The sequence below is a fragment of the Stenotrophomonas sp. PA-6-5C genome (assembly GCF_021605635.1).
Classification (GTDB): Bacteria; Pseudomonadota; Gammaproteobacteria; order Xanthomonadales; family Xanthomonadaceae; genus Stenotrophomonas; species Stenotrophomonas lactitubi.
Window position 1 is genome coordinate 50,361 of the sequence record NZ_WKEE01000014.1, and the last position, 16,328, is coordinate 66,688.

Genomic DNA, 16,328 nt, shown 5'->3' on the forward strand with positions numbered 1-16,328 from the left:
CCGCTTCAGGCATGTGAAGAAAAAACCTGATATGCTACGCGGCTCCCGTTGGGAAGCTGGCGGGACGAGGCCACCGAAAGGTGGCCTTCGGCATGATTTCAAAACGCGATGCCGGGACGCGTGATTCCCGGTCCGATGGGGAGCCTGTTGTCGCAAGGCGCTAGCACCCGGAGAGTACTCACATGGCAAAGAAAGTTGTCGGTTATATCAAGCTGCAGGTGAAGGCCGGTCAGGCCAACCCCTCGCCGCCGGTCGGTCCTGCGCTGGGTCAGCGCGGCCTGAACATCATGGAATTCTGCAAGGCCTTCAATGCCGCCACGCAGAAGCTCGAGCCGGGTCTGCCGGTTCCGGTGATCATCACGGCCTATTCGGACCGTACGTTCACCTTCATCACCAAGAGCACTCCGGCCACCACCCTGCTGAAGAAGGCCGCTGGCATCTCGTCGGGCTCCAAGCGCCCGAACACCGAGAAGGTCGGCAAGGTCACCCGTAAGCAGCTGGAAGAGATCGCCAAGGCGAAGGAACCGGATCTGACTGCCGCCGACCTGGACGCCGCCGTGCGTACCATCGCTGGCTCTGCCCGTTCCATGGGCCTCGTGGTGGAGGGTTAATCAGATGGCACAGAACAAGCGCGAAAAGGCCATCAAGGCCGCCGTTGTCCCGGGTAAGGCGTATGCCTTCGAGGACGCAATCAACATCCTGAAGACCGCCACCAAGGCCAAGTTCGTCGAGTCGATCGACGTTGCTGTGCGCCTGGGCGTCGACGCGAAGAAGTCCGACCAGCAGGTCCGTGGCTCCACCGTGCTGCCGGCTGGTACCGGCAAGTCGGTCCGCGTCGCTGTCTTCGCTCCGGCCGGTGCCAAGGCTGATGAAGCCCTGGCCGCTGGTGCCGAAGCTGTCGGTATGGACGACCTGGCCGAGAAGATGCAGGCCGGCGATCTGAACTACGACGTCGTGATCGCGACCCCGGACGCAATGCGCGTCGTCGGCAAGCTGGGTACCGTGCTGGGCCCGCGTGGCCTGATGCCGAACCCGAAGGTCGGCACCGTCTCCCCGAACCCGGGTGAGGCTGTGAAGAATGCCAAGTCGGGTCAGGTGCGTTACCGCACCGACAAGGCCGGCATCATCCACTGCACCATCGGCAAGGCCGACTTCGCCGAAGACGCGCTGAAGTCGAACCTGACCGCGCTGCTGCTGGACCTGATCAAGGCCAAGCCGGCCACCTCGAAGGGCCTGTACCTGCAGAAGGTGTCGGTCAGCTCGACGATGGGCCCGGGCGTCACCGTCGACCAGTCGTCGCTGAGCCTGAAGTAATCGTTTCAAGCGGTCGCGGGCCCCTCGGGTCCCGCGGCCGTGACATTTGAAGGCATCGCCGGCAACCCATCGCCGGTGGTAGCCGTCAAAGACCGCAGGTGCGGTCGTGGTATGCCGGCGACGGGCACGGAAGCTCGATTTGGCAGGGAGTCGCCGCCGGAGCAGTCACGAACGCTTAATCGATTCCCCGGAATCACCCTGCGTAGATGGTGCCCTTCTGGAGTTTTTCTGGTTCACGCACGTCTGGGGTTACCCAGGTTGGCCCACTCCAGGTCTAGAACGGCCCACCCCCCCGGAACATCATTCCGATGTTCCCGGCGTCCAGGACGGATGCCGCACAGGACCGCACACGGCAGGAGCCGTAAGCGGAGTTCAATCGGAGGAGTGCAATGGCTCTCAATCTGTCCCAGAAGCAAGAAGTAGTCGCGGAGCTGGCAGACATCGCCGCCAAGGCCCACTCCTTGATCGCAGCCGAATACGCTGGCACCACGGTCGCCCAGATGACCGCGATGCGCAAGCAGGCTCGTGAAACCGGCGTTTTCTTGAAAGTTGTCAAGAACACCCTGGCGTCGCGTGCTGTTGAAGGCACCGAGTTCGCAGTCGCACAGGACCAGATGGTTGGTCCGCTGCTGTACGCGTTCTCGCTCGAGGAGCCCGGTGCTGCCGGTCGCCTGATCAAGGATGCCGCCAAGGGCAACGACAAGCTTAAGGCCAAGGTCGTCGCAATCGGTGGTGAAGTGTTCCCGGCAAGCCATGTCGACGTGTTGGCCTCGCTGCCGACCCGCGACCAGGCCCTGGCAATGCTGGCACGCGTCCTGACCGAGCCGGTCACGATGTTCGCCCGCGCCATCAAGGCAATCGGCGACAAGCAGAATGGTGGCGACGTCGCCGCCGACGCTGCTGAACCGGCCGCCGAGACCGCCTGAGTTTCGACTAATCGTGGTTCCTGACGGAACCTCAATCCAGAAAAACATCCAAAGGTAATTATCATGTCCCTTACCAACGAACAGATCGTCGACGCCATCGCCGAGAAGTCCCTGATGGAAGTGATGGAGCTGGTCAAGGCCATCGAAGAGAAGTTCGGCGTCTCCGCCGCTGCTCCGGTCGCCGCTGCTGTGGCTGGCCCGGCTGCCGTCGTTGAAGAGCAGACCGAATTCGTCGTCACCCTGAAGACCGCTGGCGACAAGAAGGTCGAAGTCATCAAGGCCGTCCGCGCCATCACCGGCCTGGGCCTGAAGGAAGCGAAGGACCTGGCCGAGGCCGGCGGCGTCCTGAAGGACAACGCTTCGAAGGACGAAGCCGAGAAGATGAAGAAGGACCTGGAAGCTGCTGGCGCGACTGTCGAAGTCAAGTAAGCACTTCCTTTGCGTCGCCATCGAAATCCGGCGATGCAGCCAAGGCTGGGGGCGTAAGCCCCCGGCCTTTGGTCGTTGTTGTAGGGCCAGTCAATCGTGGCGCGGTTCTACGGAAATACGGTGAAAAAGCCCAACACGGGCTGCGGTCAAACCCTGGCCGGCCAGCGCAACGCGCGGCGGCGGGGGAGTGGATGCAGACGAGTTGGCAGTTGGAAGTAGCGGGAGAAGGCGTGCTGGTGCCGGCAATACCAGCGACTTCCAACTGACAATTTCAAGTTCCCTTCGGGTCGTGGGCGCACGACTCGCACAACAAGGTGGAAGACCTCATGACGTCCTATTCGTTCACCGAAAAAAAGCGTATCCGCAAGGATTTCGGCAAGCAGCGTTCGATTCTCGAAGTGCCGTTCCTGCTCGCCATCCAGGTGGATTCCTACCGTGAATTCCTGCAGGAAAACGTCGATCCGGCCAAGCGCACGGACCACGGCCTGCACGCTGCACTGAAGTCGGTCTTCCCGATCGCCAGCTACAGCGGCAATGCTGCCCTGGAATACGTCGGCTACAAGCTGGGCGATCCGGTCTTCGACGAGCGTGAATGCCGTCAGCGTGGCATGAGCTACGGTGCGCCGCTGCGCGTGACCGTGCGCCTGGTGATCTACGACCGCGAGTCGTCGACCAAGGCCATCAAGTACGTGAAGGAGCAGGAGGTCTACCTCGGCGAAATCCCGCTGATGACCGACAACGGCACCTTCATCGTCAACGGCACCGAGCGCGTCATCGTTTCGCAGCTGCACCGCTCGCCGGGCGTGTTCTTCGACCACGACCGTGGCAAGACCCACAGCTCGGGCAAGCTGCTGTACAGCGCCCGCATCATTCCTTACCGCGGCTCCTGGCTGGACTTCGAGTTCGACCCGAAGGACGCGCTGTTCACCCGTATCGACCGTCGCCGCAAGCTGCCGGTGTCGATCCTGCTGCGTGCGCTTGGCTACAGCAACGAAGAGATGCTGGCCGAGTTCTTCGAGATCAACACCTTCCACATCAACCCGGATGAAGGCGTCCAGCTGGAGCTGGTGCCGGAGCGCCTGCGTGGCGAAACCCTGGGCTTCGACCTCGCCGACGGCGACAAGGTCATCGTGGAAGCCGGCAAGCGCATCACCGCGCGCCACATCAAGCAGCTGGAAGCCTCGGGCATCGCCGCCCTGGCCGTGCCGGACGACTACATCGTCGGCCGCATCCTGTCGCACGATGTGGTCGATGCCTCGACCGGTGAACTGCTGGCCCAGGCCAACGACGAAATCACCGACGAGCAGCTGCAGAACTTCCGCAAGGCCGGCGTCGATGCCGTGGGCACCCTGTGGGTGAACGACCTGGATCGTGGCCCGTACCTGTCCAACACCCTGCGCATCGATCCGACCAAGACCCAGCTGGAAGCCCTGGTCGAGATCTATCGCATGATGCGTCCGGGCGAGCCGCCGACCAAGGATGCCGCGCAGAACCTGTTCCACAACCTGTTCTTCACCTTCGAGCGCTACGACCTGTCCGCCGTCGGCCGCATGAAGTTCAACCGTCGCGTGGGCCGCAAGGAAACCACCGGCGAAGCCGTGCTGTACGACCGCAAGTACTACGGCGAGCGCAACGACGAAGAGTCCAAGCGCCTGGTTGCCGCCCACGGCGACAGCTCGGACATCCTGGACGTGATCAAGGTCCTGACCGAGATCCGCAACGGTCGTGGCGTGGTCGATGACATCGATCACCTGGGCAACCGTCGCGTGCGTTCGGTCGGTGAAATGGCCGAGAACGTGTTCCGCGTGGGCCTGGTCCGCGTCGAGCGCGCGGTCAAGGAACGCCTGTCGATGGCAGAGTCGGAAGGCCTGACCCCGCAGGAGCTGATCAACGCCAAGCCGGTGGCTGCGGCGATCAAGGAATTCTTCGGCTCCTCGCAGCTGTCGCAGTTCATGGATCAGAACAACCCGCTGTCGGAAGTCACGCACAAGCGTCGCGTCTCGGCCCTGGGCCCGGGCGGCCTGACCCGTGAGCGCGCCGGCTTCGAAGTGCGCGACGTGCACCCGACCCATTACGGCCGCGTCTGCACCATCGAAACCCCGGAAGGCCCGAACATCGGCCTGATCAACTCGCTGGCCGTGTACGCCCGCACCAACCAGTACGGTTTCCTCGAGACCCCGTACCGCAAGGTCGTGGACGGCAAGGTGTTCGACGAAGTCGAGTTCCTGTCGGCCATCGAAGAAAACGAGTACGTCATCGCCCAGGCCAACGCCCTGACCGATGCCAACAGCGTGCTGACCGAGCAGTTCGTTCCCTGCCGTTACCAGGGCGAATCGCTGCTGAAGCCGCCGGCGGAAGTCCACTTCATGGACGTCTCGCCGATGCAGACCGTGTCGATCGCGGCCGCGCTGGTTCCGTTCCTGGAGCACGATGACGCCAACCGCGCACTGATGGGCGCCAACATGCAGCGTCAGGCCGTGCCGACCCTGCGTGCGCAGAAGCCGCTGGTCGGTACCGGCATCGAGCGCGCCGTGGCGCGTGACTCGGGTGTGACCGTGAACGCCCGTCGCGGTGGTGAGATCGTGCAGATCGACGCCGCCCGCATCGTGGTCAAGGTCAACGAAGCCGAGATCACCGATGCGTCCGATGCTGGCGTCGACATCTACAACCTGATCAAGTACACCCGCTCCAACCAGAACACCTGCATCAACCAGCGTCCGCTGGTGGAAGTGGGCAACGTGGTGGCGCGTGGCGACGTGCTGGCCGATGGTCCGTCCACCGACATCGGTGAACTGGCCCTGGGCCAGAACATGCTGATCGCCTTCATGCCGTGGAACGGCTACAACTTCGAAGACTCCATCCTGCTCTCCGAGCGCGTGGTGGAAGAGGATCGCTACACCACGATCCACATCGAAGAGCTGACCTGCGTTGCGCGTGACACCAAGCTGGGGCCGGAGGAAATCTCCGCCGACATCCCGAACGTTTCCGAGCAGGCACTGAACCGCCTGGACGAGAGCGGCGTGGTGTACATCGGTGCCGAAGTCCGCGCCGGCGACATCATGGTCGGCAAGGTCACCCCGAAGGGCGAAAGCCAGCTGACCCCGGAAGAGAAGCTGCTGCGCGCGATCTTCGGCGAGAAGGCTTCGGACGTGAAGGACAGCTCGCTGCGCGTGCCGCCGGGCATGGACGGCACCGTCATCGACGTGCAGGTCTTCACCCGCGATGGCATCGAGAAGGACAAGCGCGCCCGTCAGATCGAAGAGTCTGAAATCAAGCGCGTCAAGAAGGACTTCGACGACCAGTTCCGCATCCTGGAAGCGGCCATCTACGCCCGTCTGCGTTCGCAGATCGTGGGCAAGGTGGTCAACGGCGGCGCCGGCCTGAAGAAGGGCGACGTCATCTCCGACGCCTACCTGGATGGCCTGAAGAAGGCTGACTGGTTCGTGCTGCGCATGAAGGACGAGGACGCTGCCGAAGCCATCGAACGCGCACAGAAGCAGATCCAGGCGCACGAGAAGGAATTCGAGCGTCGCTTCGCCGACAAGCGCGGCAAGATCACCGCGGGCGACGATCTGGCTCCGGGCGTGCTGAAGATGGTCAAGGTGTTCCTGGCCGTGAAGCGCCGCATCCAGCCGGGCGACAAGATGGCAGGCCGCCACGGCAACAAGGGTGTGGTGTCCAACGTGGTGCCGGTCGAGGACATGCCGTACATGGCCTCGGGCGAAACCGTGGACATCGTGCTGAACCCGCTGGGCGTGCCGTCGCGTATGAACATCGGGCAGATCCTGGAAGTGCACCTGGGCTGGGCTGCCAAGGGTCTGGGTCGCAAGATCCAGGCGATGCTGGAAGCCCAGGCGGCAGTCGCCGACCTGCGCAAGTTCCTGGACGACATCTACAACCACGATGACACCAACGTGGCCAACCGTGTCGACCTGTCGCAGTTCAGCGACGAGGAACTGCTGCGCCTGGCCCGCAACCTGTTCGACGGCGTGCCGATGGCAACGCCGGTGTTCGACGGTGCCACCGAAGCGGAAATCAAGCGCATGCTGGAACTGGCCGACCTGCCGAGCAGTGGCCAGACCCAGCTGTATGACGGCCGCACCGGTGAAGCCTTCGATCGCCACACCACCGTTGGCTACATGCACTACCTGAAGCTGAACCACCTGGTCGACGACAAGATGCACGCCCGTTCGACCGGTCCGTACTCGCTCGTCACCCAGCAGCCGCTGGGCGGCAAGGCGCAGTTCGGCGGCCAGCGCTTCGGTGAAATGGAAGTCTGGGCGCTGGAAGCCTACGGCGCGGCCTACACCCTGCAGGAAATGCTGACGGTGAAGTCCGATGACGTGCAGGGCCGCAACCAGATGTACAAGAACATCGTCGACGGTGAGCACGAGATGGTCGCGGGCATGCCGGAATCCTTCAACGTGCTTGTGAAGGAAATCCGCTCGCTGGCCATCAACATGGAACTGGAAGACAACTGATCCATGCCGGCGCGGCGGTCCATGCCGCCGCGCCGCTGGCAGTCAACTGAAAGCCCATCGACACAGCATTCCTCCTTCTGGAGAACACCATGAAAGACCTGCTCAACCTCTTCAACCAGCAGCGCCAGACGCTGGACTTCGACGCGATCAAGATCGCGCTGGCTTCGCCGGACCTGATCCGTTCGTGGTCCTTCGGCGAAGTGAAGAAGCCGGAAACCATCAACTACCGTACCTTCAAGCCGGAGCGTGACGGCCTGTTCTGCGCCGCCATCTTCGGACCGGTCAAGGACTACGAGTGCCTGTGCGGCAAGTACAAGCGCATGAAGCACCGCGGCGTGGTCTGCGAGAAGTGCGGCACCGAAGTGACCCTGGCCAAGGTGCGTCGTGAGCGCATGGGCCACATCGACCTGGCCTCGCCGGTCGCGCACATCTGGTTCCTGAAGTCGCTGCCGTCGCGCATCGGCCTGATGCTGGACATGACCCTGCGCGATATCGAGCGCGTGCTGTACTTCGAAGCCTACGTGGTGACCGAGCCGGGCCTGACCGCCCTGGAGCGCCGCCAGCTGCTGACCGAAGAACAGTACCTGCAGGCACGCCAGGAGCACGGTGACGACTTCGACGCCGCCATGGGCGCCGAGGCCGTGTACGAACTGCTGCGCACCATCGACCTGCAGTCGGAAATGACCCGCCTGCGCGAAGAAATCGCCAGCACCGGTTCGGAAACCAAGCTGAAGCGCCTCACCAAGCGCATCAAGCTGATCGAAGCCTTCCTGGAATCGGGCAACCGTCCGGAGTGGATGGTCATGACCGTCCTGCCGGTACTGCCGCCGGACCTGCGTCCGCTGGTTCCGCTGGATGGTGGCCGCTTCGCGACCTCCGATCTGAACGACCTGTACCGCCGCGTCATCAACCGCAACAACCGCCTGCGCCGCCTGCTCGAACTGAGTGCGCCGGACATCATCGTGCGCAATGAAAAGCGCATGCTGCAGGAATCGGTCGATGCGCTGCTGGACAACGGTCGTCGCGGCCGTGCCATCACCGGCACCAACAAGCGCCCGCTGAAGTCGCTGGCCGACATGATCAAGGGCAAGCAGGGTCGCTTCCGTCAGAACCTGCTGGGCAAGCGCGTCGACTACTCGGGCCGTTCGGTCATCGTGGTCGGTCCGTACCTGCGCCTGCACCAGTGCGGCCTGCCGAAGAAGATGGCACTCGAACTGTTCAAGCCGTTCGTGTTCGCCAAGCTGCAGCGTCGTGGCCTGGCCACCACCATCAAGGCCGCCAAGAAGCTGGTCGAGCGCGAAGAAGCCGAAGTCTGGGACATCCTGGAAGAGGTCATCCGCGAACATCCGGTGATGCTGAACCGTGCGCCGACCCTGCACCGTCTGGGCATCCAGGCTTTCGAGCCGGTCCTGATCGAAGGCAAGGCCATCCAGCTGCACCCGCTGGTCTGCACCGCGTTCAACGCCGACTTCGACGGTGACCAGATGGCCGTCCACGTGCCGCTCTCGCTGGAAGCCCAGCTGGAAGCGCGTGCGCTGATGATGTCCACCAACAACATCCTGTCGCCGGCCAACGGCGAGCCGATCATCGTGCCGTCGCAGGACGTCGTGCTGGGTCTGTACTACATGACCCGCTCGCTGGAAAACAAGAAGGGCGAGGGCATGGCCTTCGCCAACATCGCCGAAGTCAAGCGCGCCTACGACAACCGCGTGGTGGAACTGCACGCGCGCGTCAAGGTCCGCATCACCGAGGTGGTGACCGACGAGGAAGGCAACAAGCAGAGCAAGACCTCGATCGTGGATACCACCATCGGTCGCGCCCTGCTGGCTGAAATCCTGCCGGAAGGCCTGCCGTTCGCGCTGGCCAACACCGAGCTGACCAAGAAGAACATCAGCCGCCTGATCAACTCCAGCTACCGCCAGCTGGGTCTGAAGGACACGGTCGTGTTCGCCGACAAGCTGATGTACACCGGCTTCGCCTACGCGACCCGCGCCGGCGTCTCGATCGGCATCGACGACATGCTGATCCCGGACGAGAAGAAGGGCATCCTCACCGAGGCCGAAGCCGAAGTGCTGGAAATCCAGGAGCAGTACCAGTCGGGCCTGGTCACCGCCGGCGAGCGCTACAACAAGGTGGTCGACATCTGGTCGCGCACCAATGAGCGCATCGCCAAGGCGATGATGGACACCATCGGTACCGAGAAGGTCATCAATGCCAAGGGCGAGACCATCGACCAGAAGTCGATGAACTCCCTGTACATCATGGCCGACTCCGGTGCGCGAGGCAGCCAGGCGCAGATCCGTCAGCTGGCCGGCATGCGTGGCCTGATGGCCCGTCCCGATGGCTCGATCATCGAGACGCCCATCAAGGCGAACTTCCGCGAAGGCCTGAACGTGCAGGAGTACTTCAACTCCACCCACGGTGCCCGTAAGGGTCTGGCCGATACCGCGCTGAAGACCGCGAACTCGGGTTACCTGACCCGTCGTCTGGTCGACGTGGCGCAGGACGTGGTGATCACCGAGGTGGATTGCGGTACCACCGAAGGCCTGATCATGACCCCGATCGTTGAAGGCGGCGACGTGGTCGAGCCGTTGAAGGATCGCGTGCTGGGTCGCGTGGTTGCCGAGGACGTGTTCCTGCCGGGCAACGACGAAGATCCGATCGTCACCCGCAACACCCTGCTCGACGAAGCGTGGGTCGCCAAGCTTGAAGAGGCCAGCGTGCAGACCATCAAGGTCCGCTCGACGATCTCCTGCGAATCGGCCTTCGGCGTCTGCGGTCGCTGCTACGGCCGCGATCTGGCCCGTGGCCACCTGGTCAACATCGGTGAAGCGGTCGGCGTCATCGCCGCCCAGTCCATCGGTGAGCCGGGTACCCAGCTGACGATGCGTACGTTCCACATCGGTGGTGCGGCATCGCGAGCTGCTGCGGTCGACAACATCACCGTCAAGACCACTGGTTCGGTCAAGTTCAGCAACCTCAAGTCGGTTGCCCATGCCAACGGCTCGCTGGTCGCGGTGTCGCGCTCGGGCGAAATGTCGGTGCTCGATGCGCACGGCCGTGAGCGCGAGCGTTACAAGCTGCCGTACGGCGCAACCATCACCTCCAAGGACGGTGATGCGGTCAAGGCTGGCCAGACCGTGGCCAACTGGGATCCGCATAACCACCCGATCGTTTCGGAAGTGGCGGGTTTCATCCGCTTCATCGACTTCGTCGACGGCATCACCGTCATCGAGAAGACCGATGAGCTGACCGGCCTGGCGTCGCGCGAAATCACCGACCCGAAGCGCCGCGGCGCCCAGGCGAAGGATCTGCGCCCGATCGTCCGCATCGTCGATGGCAAGGGCAACGACCTGTCGATTCCGGGTACCGACCTGCCGGCGCAGTACCTGCTGCCGCCGCGCTCGATCGTCAACCTGCAGGACGGCGCTGCCGTCGGCGTGGGTGACGTGGTCGCCAAGATCCCGCAGGAAGCGTCCAAGACCCGCGATATCACCGGTGGTCTGCCGCGCGTGGCCGATCTGTTCGAAGCGCGCAAGCCGAAGGATCCTGCGGTGCTGGCCGAGCGTTCGGGCATCATCAGCTTCGGCAAGGACACCAAGGGCAAGCAGCGCCTGATCATCAAGGACACCGATGGTTCGGAGCACGAAGAGCTGATTCCGAAGTACCGTCAGGTCATCGTGTTCGAAGGTGAGCACGTGACCAAGGGCGAAACCATCGTCGACGGCGAGCCGAGCCCGCAGGACATCCTGCGTCTGCTGGGTGTCGAGCCGCTGGCCGCCTACCTGGTCAAGGAAATCCAGGACGTGTACCGCCTGCAGGGCGTGAAGATCAACGACAAGCACATCGAGGTGATCACCCGCCAGATGCTGCGCAAGGTCGAGATCACCGATCAGGGCAGCAGCAAGTTCCTGAACGGCGAACAGGTCGAGCGCCAGCGCGTCATCGAGGAAAATGCACGCCTGACCACCCGCAACGAGCTGATCGCTCGTTTCGATCCGGTCCTGCTGGGCATCACCAAGGCCTCGCTGGCAACCGAGTCGTTCATCTCGGCCGCTTCCTTCCAGGAAACCACCCGCGTGCTGACCGAGGCTGCCGTCCGCGGCACCAAGGACAACCTGCGCGGCCTGAAGGAAAACGTGATCGTCGGCCGTCTGATCCCGGCCGGTACCGGTCTGTCCTACCACGCCAACCGCCGCCGCAACGCGAGCGGGCTGACCGACTCGGAAATGCAGACCCTCGCCGGCACCCCGGCAGCTGCAGCCCCCGTGGCCGTGGCAGCACCGGAAGTGGTGGTGGAATCGACCGACGCCGAGCAGGCCGAGGATTGATCGGCCGGTCCGGCTCCGGCCGGACCTCGATCGGGCAGGGGACGGCGATCGGTCGGTCCCTGCCGGACAAGCATCACGCAGATCCGGTTCCAGCCGGATCTGCACTCGAGGGCTCAGGCCGCTGGTCTGTTCGCTTTCGATGAGGTAGGATGCCGCCCGGCCCAGCGATGGGTCGGACGACAACCTGAACGGGGGGCATGGAGAAGGCTCCCCTGTAACGGCCCGGGATCAGGGCTGGCTTGGCGTGTGCGCATTTGACCGCGTTTTCGCCAGGTTGCTACAATCGTCTGTCTCAGCAGGCCGGTTTTTCGCCTGCTCGCACATATCCGCATTCATGGCCGGTTTTTTTCGGCCTCTCTCAGAAGAACATACTGATGGCGACGATCAATCAGCTTGTCCGCAAGCCGCGGCAGGCAACCACTTATAAGAGCGCCTCGCCGGCTCTCGAAAAGTGCCCCCAGCGCCGTGGCGTCTGCACGCGCGTTTACACCACTACTCCGAAGAAGCCGAACTCGGCGCTTCGCAAGGTTGCCAAGGTTCGCCTGACCAACCAGGAAGAAGTGATTTCCTACATCGGCGGTGAAGGTCACAACCTGCAGGAGCACTCCGTGGTCCTGATCCGTGGCGGTCGCGTCAAGGATCTGCCGGGTGTGCGTTACCACACCGTTCGTGGTTCGCTCGACGCCTCCGGCGTTGCCAAGCGTCGCCAGGGCCGTTCCAAGTACGGCGCCAAGCGTCCGAAGAGCTAAGGGAAAGCACACATGTCTCGTAAAGGTAATACGCCGCAGCGCGCAGTCCTGCCGGATCCGAAGCACGGAAGCGAAACCATCGCCCGTTTCATCAACATGGTGATGCTGAGCGGCAAGAAGTCGGTCGCTGAAAAGATCGTCTATGGCGCCATGGACGTGATCGGTGAGAAGAACCCGAATTCCGTCGAGCTGGTTCAGAAGGCTCTGGAAAACGTGGCTCCGTCGGTCGAAGTCAAGTCCCGCCGTGTCGGTGGTGCCACCTATCAGGTGCCGGTCGAAGTGCGCGCCTCGCGCAAGATGGCCCTGGCCATGCGTTGGCTGATCGACTCCGCGCGCAAGCGTGGTGAGAACACCATGCCGAAGAAGCTGGCCGCTGAACTGATCGACGCTGCGGAAAACCGTGGCGGCGCCATCAAGAAGCGCGAAGAAACCCACCGCATGGCCGAAGCCAACAAGGCATTCGCCCACTACCGCTGGTGAGTTTGACGGCCTTGTAAAACAGGCAGGGCAGCACCATCTCGGTGCTGCCTCGCGGCCCCAGAAGGGCTGCGCCAATCCGAAGGCCGCCGAAAGGCGGCGTTCGGCCATCCGAAATCCAAGAAATCTGAGAGGCTCCCCGTGGCCCGTTCCACTCCCATCGAGCGTTACCGCAATTTCGGCATCATGGCTCACATCGATGCCGGCAAGACCACCACGTCCGAGCGCATCCTGTTCTACACCGGCAAGAGCCACAAGATCGGTGAAGTGCATGACGGCGCCGCCACCATGGACTGGATGGAGCAGGAGCAGGAGCGTGGCATCACGATCCAGTCCGCTGCGACCACCGCGTTCTGGAAGGGCATGGACAAGTCCCTGCCGGAGCACCGCTTCAACATCATCGACACCCCCGGGCACGTCGACTTCACCATCGAAGTGGAGCGCTCGCTGCGCGTGCTCGACGGTGCCGTCTTCGTGCTGTGTGCCGTCGGTGGCGTGCAGCCGCAGTCGGAAACCGTGTGGCGCCAGGCCAACCGTTACAAGGTGCCGCGCATCGCGTTCGTCAACAAGATGGACCGCACCGGCGCCAACTTCAGCAAGGTCGTTGGCCAGCTGAAGGCGAAGCTGGGCGCCAAGGCCGTTCCGATGCAGCTGCCGATCGGCGCTGAGGAAGGCTTCAAGGGCGTCGTCGATCTGCTGAAGATGAAGGCCATCCATTGGGATGAGGCTTCGCAGGGCATGAAGTTCGAGTACAGCGATGTGCCGGCCGAGCTGCTCGCTGAAGCAACCGAAGCCCGTACCTTCATGATCGAAGCGGCTGCCGAAGCCAGCGAAGAGCTGATGGACAAGTACCTGGGCGGCGATGAGCTGACCGAGGCCGAGATCATCGAAGCCCTGCGCGTGCGCACCCTGGCCACCGACATCGTGCCGATGTACTGCGGCTCGGCGTTCAAGAACAAGGGCGTGCAGGCCATGCTGGACGGCGTGATCCAGCTGCTGCCGTCGCCGATCGACGTGCCGGACGTGACTGGTACCGACGTTGACGATGAAACCAAGGAAATGAGCCGCAAGTCTGACGACAAGGCTCCGTTCTCGGCCCTGGCCTTCAAGATCATCACCGATCCGTTCGTCGGCGCGCTGACCTTCTTCCGTGTCTACTCGGGCACGCTGAATGCAGGCGACCAGCTGCTGAACTCGGTGAAGGGCAAGAAGGAGCGCATCGGCCGTATCCTGCAGATGCACTCCAACAACCGCGAAGAAATCAAGGAAGTTCTGGCCGGCGACATCGCCGCCGCCGTGGGCCTGAAGGACACCACCACGGGTGACACCCTGTGCTCCATGGATCAGCCGATCATCCTCGAGCGCATGGTGTTCCCGGAGCCGGTCATCTCGATGGCTGTCGAGCCGAAGACCAAGTCCGACCAGGAAAAGATGGGTCTGGCACTGGGTCGTCTGGCACAGGAAGATCCGTCGTTCCGCGTCAAGACCGACGAAGAATCCGGCCAGACCATCATCTCGGGCATGGGCGAGCTGCACCTGGACATCATCGTTGATCGCATGAAGCGCGAGTTCAACGTTGAAGCCAACGTCGGCAAGCCGCAGGTGGCGTACCGCGAAACGATCACCATGTCGGACGTGAAGTCGGACTACAAGCACGCCAAGCAGTCCGGTGGTAAGGGTCAGTACGGTCACGTCGTGATCGAGCTGTCGCCGATCACCGAGGCCGATCGTGCAGATCCGAAGATCGCTGCCGGCATCAAGGACGACTTCCTGTTCATCAACGACATCACCGGTGGCGTGATTCCGAAGGAATTCATCCCGTCGATCGAAAAGGGCCTGCGCGAAACCATCACCAGCGGTCCGCTGGCTGGCTTCCCGGTCGTGGACGTCAAGGTGAAGCTGGTGTTCGGCTCGTACCACGACGTCGACTCCTCGGAAATGGCGTTCAAGCTCGCTTCCTCGATGGCCTTCAAGGAAGGTTTCCGCAAGGCCAAGCCGGTCCTGCTGGAGCCGATCATGAAGGTCGAGATCGTGACCCCGGAGGATTACCAGGGTGACGTGATGGGCGACGTCAGCCGTCGTCGCGGCGTTCTGCAGGGTTCTGATACCACCGGTGACGGTTCGGCCAGCATCATCAACGCGATGATCCCGCTGGGCGAAATGTTTGGCTACGCGACCTCGCTGCGTTCGCAGACCCAGGGCCGCGCCACCTTCACGATGGAATTTGACCACTACGAGCCGGCGCCGAACAACATCGCCGACGAAGTCATGAAGAAGGCCTGAGCGTAACGCTCAGGTCCTCCAAACCACATACGAACCAATAAGGTAGAAAGAAATGGCAAAGGGTAAGTTCGAGCGCACCAAGCCGCACGTCAACGTCGGCACCATCGGTCACGTCGATCACGGCAAGACCACGCTGACCGCCGCACTGACCAAGATCGGTGCCGAGCGCTTCGGTGGCGAGTTCAAGGATTACTCCGCGATCGACGCCGCGCCGGAAGAAAAGGCACGTGGCATCACGATCTCGACCGCGCACGTCGAATACGAATCCACCGTTCGTCACTACGCCCACGTCGATTGCCCGGGCCATGCTGACTACGTCAAGAACATGATCACCGGTGCTGCGCAGATGGACGGCGCGATCCTGGTGTGCTCGGCCGCTGACGGCCCGATGCCGCAGACCCGCGAGCACATCCTGCTGTCGCGTCAGGTCGGCGTGCCGTACATCGTCGTGTTCCTGAACAAGGCCGACATGGTTGACGATGCCGAGCTGCTGGAACTGGTTGAAATGGAAGTCCGCGAGCTGCTGAGCAAGTACGACTTCCCGGGCGACGACACCCCGATCATCTCGGGTTCGGCCCGCCTGGCGCTGGAAGGCGATCAGAGCGACATCGGCGTGCCGGCCGTCATCAAGCTGGTCGAAGCGCTGGACACCTGGATCCCGACCCCGGAGCGTGACGTCGACAAGGCATTCCTGATGCCGGTCGAAGACGTGTTCTCGATCTCGGGCCGTGGCACCGTGGTCACCGGTCGTATCGAGCGCGGCGTGATCAAGGTCGGCGAAGAAATCGAAATCGTCGGCATCCGTCCGGTGCAGAAGACCACCGTGACCGGCGTGGAAATGTTCCGCAAGCTGCTGGACCAGGGTCAGGCAGGCGACAACGCCGGTCTGCTGCTGCGCGGCACCAAGCGTGACGACGTCGAGCGTGGCCAGGTTCTGGCCAAGCCGGGTTCGATCAAGCCGCACACCAAGTTCGACGCCGAAGTCTACGTTCTGTCGAAGGACGAAGGCGGCCGTCACACCCCGTTCTTCAAGGGCTACCGTCCGCAGTTCTACTTCCGTACCACCGACATCACCGGTGCGGTCGAGCTGCCGGAAGGCGTCGAGATGGTGATGCCGGGCGACAACATCAAGATGGTTGTCACCCTGATCAACCCGGTCGCCATGGACGCCGGTCTGCGCTTCGCAATCCGCGAAGGTGGCCGTACCGTCGGTGCTGGCGTGGTTGCCACCATCCTCGAGTAATCTGCTAGAATCTGCGCCCCGATGTTGCCTGGGTAGGGCATCGGGGCGTATCAAACGGGAAAGTAGGCACAGGATGTGCCTTGTGTTCCCCGGAC

The 16,328-nt window shown here is 62.9% G+C and carries 10 protein-coding genes; all 10 read left to right on the forward strand.

The annotated features are described in order from the left end of the window. The first annotated feature begins 182 nt into the window (after nucleotides 1-182). The 10 genes from rplK to tuf all read left to right on the forward strand — a co-directional run bounded on the left by rplK (nucleotide 183) and on the right by tuf (nucleotide 16,233). Nucleotides 183-611, forward strand: coding sequence for a 50S ribosomal protein L11 (gene rplK, locus GIW57_RS08355; RefSeq protein ID WP_004145248.1), 429 nt, complete (start codon nucleotides 183-185; stop codon nucleotides 609-611). Nucleotides 612-615: 4 nt separating this feature from the next. After that, the gene (rplA, locus tag GIW57_RS08360) at nucleotides 616-1,314 is read left to right on the forward strand and encodes a 50S ribosomal protein L1 (RefSeq protein WP_089238989.1); all 699 of its coding nucleotides are present in this window, start codon (nucleotides 616-618) and stop codon (nucleotides 1,312-1,314) included. 389 nt (nucleotides 1,315-1,703) lie between these two features. Continuing rightward, the gene (gene rplJ / locus GIW57_RS08365) at nucleotides 1,704-2,240 is read left to right on the forward strand and encodes a 50S ribosomal protein L10 (protein WP_025879348.1); all 537 of its coding nucleotides are present in this window, start codon (nucleotides 1,704-1,706) and stop codon (nucleotides 2,238-2,240) included. Between the two features lie 63 nt (nucleotides 2,241-2,303). After that, nucleotides 2,304-2,669 (forward strand): 50S ribosomal protein L7/L12, encoded by a 366-nt coding sequence (gene rplL, locus GIW57_RS08370; RefSeq protein WP_025879347.1) that lies wholly within the window; start codon nucleotides 2,304-2,306, stop codon nucleotides 2,667-2,669. 326 nt (nucleotides 2,670-2,995) lie between these two features. Beyond that, a complete protein-coding gene (gene rpoB, locus GIW57_RS08375) occupies nucleotides 2,996-7,150 on the forward strand; it encodes a DNA-directed RNA polymerase subunit beta (RefSeq protein ID WP_100463185.1) in 4,155 nt (1,384 codons plus the stop codon). 89 nt (nucleotides 7,151-7,239) lie between these two features. Further along, on the forward strand, nucleotides 7,240-11,481 hold the full coding sequence (gene rpoC, locus GIW57_RS08380; protein WP_100463189.1) for a DNA-directed RNA polymerase subunit beta': 4,242 nt from the start codon (nucleotides 7,240-7,242) through the stop codon (nucleotides 11,479-11,481). Between the two features lie 374 nt (nucleotides 11,482-11,855). Then, nucleotides 11,856-12,230 (forward strand): 30S ribosomal protein S12, encoded by a 375-nt coding sequence (rpsL, locus tag GIW57_RS08385; protein WP_025879344.1) that lies wholly within the window; start codon nucleotides 11,856-11,858, stop codon nucleotides 12,228-12,230. Nucleotides 12,231-12,242: 12 nt separating this feature from the next. Next, nucleotides 12,243-12,710, forward strand: coding sequence for a 30S ribosomal protein S7 (gene rpsG, locus GIW57_RS08390; protein ID WP_089238997.1), 468 nt, complete (start codon nucleotides 12,243-12,245; stop codon nucleotides 12,708-12,710). A gap of 138 nt (nucleotides 12,711-12,848) precedes the next feature. Further along, nucleotides 12,849-14,990 (forward strand): elongation factor G, encoded by a 2,142-nt coding sequence (gene fusA / locus GIW57_RS08395; protein ID WP_099819137.1) that lies wholly within the window; start codon nucleotides 12,849-12,851, stop codon nucleotides 14,988-14,990. Nucleotides 14,991-15,042: 52 nt separating this feature from the next. Beyond that, nucleotides 15,043-16,233, forward strand: coding sequence for an elongation factor Tu (gene tuf / locus GIW57_RS08400; RefSeq protein ID WP_089238985.1), 1,191 nt, complete (start codon nucleotides 15,043-15,045; stop codon nucleotides 16,231-16,233). Nucleotides 16,234-16,328 lie beyond the last annotated feature (95 nt).

Excerpts from the sequence above, each read along its gene's own strand:
- rplK (WP_004145248.1), top strand. The coding sequence starts at position 183 with ATGGCAAAGAAAGTTGTCGGTTATATCAAGCTGCAGGTGAAGGCCGGT.
- rplA (WP_089238989.1), top strand. The coding sequence starts at position 616 with ATGGCACAGAACAAGCGCGAAAAGGCCATCAAGGCCGCCGTTGTCCCG.
- rplJ (WP_025879348.1), top strand. The coding sequence starts at position 1,704 with ATGGCTCTCAATCTGTCCCAGAAGCAAGAAGTAGTCGCGGAGCTGGCA.
- rplL (WP_025879347.1), top strand. The coding sequence starts at position 2,304 with ATGTCCCTTACCAACGAACAGATCGTCGACGCCATCGCCGAGAAGTCC.
- rpoB (WP_100463185.1), top strand. The coding sequence starts at position 2,996 with ATGACGTCCTATTCGTTCACCGAAAAAAAGCGTATCCGCAAGGATTTC.
- rpoC (WP_100463189.1), top strand. The coding sequence starts at position 7,240 with ATGAAAGACCTGCTCAACCTCTTCAACCAGCAGCGCCAGACGCTGGAC.
- rpsL (WP_025879344.1), top strand. The coding sequence starts at position 11,856 with ATGGCGACGATCAATCAGCTTGTCCGCAAGCCGCGGCAGGCAACCACT.
- rpsG (WP_089238997.1), top strand. The coding sequence starts at position 12,243 with ATGTCTCGTAAAGGTAATACGCCGCAGCGCGCAGTCCTGCCGGATCCG.
- tuf (WP_089238985.1), top strand. The coding sequence starts at position 15,043 with ATGGCAAAGGGTAAGTTCGAGCGCACCAAGCCGCACGTCAACGTCGGC.